This is a genomic window from Desulfovibrio sp. OH1186_COT-070 (assembly GCF_003860215.1).
In the GTDB taxonomy this organism is placed as follows: Bacteria; Desulfobacterota; Desulfovibrionia; order Desulfovibrionales; family Desulfovibrionaceae; genus Desulfovibrio.
This window is the reverse complement of the sequence record NZ_RQYH01000117.1, coordinates 1-777: the sequence shown is the minus strand read 5'-3', so window position 1 is coordinate 777 and position 777 is coordinate 1. Positions and strand designations below refer to the sequence as shown.

Annotated in this window: 1 protein-coding gene; it reads right to left on the bottom strand. The window is 59.5% G+C overall.

What is annotated here, in order from left to right; translation table 11 throughout:
* Positions 1-5: 5 nt before the first annotated feature.
* A partial coding sequence (locus tag EII23_RS12125; protein ID WP_148091277.1) for an integrase core domain-containing protein occupies positions 6-777 on the bottom strand: 772 nt, incomplete at its 5' end.

The following is a 777-nucleotide window of genomic DNA, read 5'->3' as shown; positions in this document are numbered from 1 at the left end:
GTTGATCAAGCCGCGATGTTCACGGCCTCTTTCTGGATGGCCCGCACCGCTGACGGAGTCTTGTAGTCGTGGCGTCCAATGATCCATTCCCGGTTGTACGTGTCCTTGAATTCCAAGAGGGCGAGGCGGAGTTCCTCCACAGTGTCGAACCGCCGAATCCAGAGCAGGTTCTCCTTCAAGGCCCGAACGAACCGCTCCGCGATGCCGTTGCCTTGGGGCTCTCTGACAAAGGATGGCGAACTCTGAATACCCAGACAGGAAATTTCCTCTTGAAACACCCTGGAAACGTACTGACTGCCGTTGTCGTGCCGCAGAGTCAGGCCTTCAGCCACTGCGGGGCCAAAGGCGCCAAAGCTGTGGCGCACGCCCTGGCGAATCGGCTCCAGGGCTTCAAAACGCGTCCCGCACTTGGCGGCGTGGATGCCGACACACTCCAAAGAACAGTGATCCACCGCCAGGAAGATCGATGCGTTGCCTTCCCGTGCGGTCATCGTCGTGGTCATGTCTGTGCCCCACATCTCATCCACCCGCTCTGTCTTGATCGTCCCGTCATGCGCTTTGGGGCCGTGAGGTCTTCCAGGGTTGCGCACGGCAAGCAGGTTATTCTCCCGCATGAGCCGAAGCGTTCGCTGAGGGGAAGTCCTGATCCCATCAAAGCGCAACTTGGCCCACACTTTCCGGCAGCCTTCGCCAGTGAAGGGAGAACGTTGGATGCAGGCGACTATATGGTCGAGCAATTCGTCGTCGCCATGGAATCCGACAGGGCCTCTGCGGCCA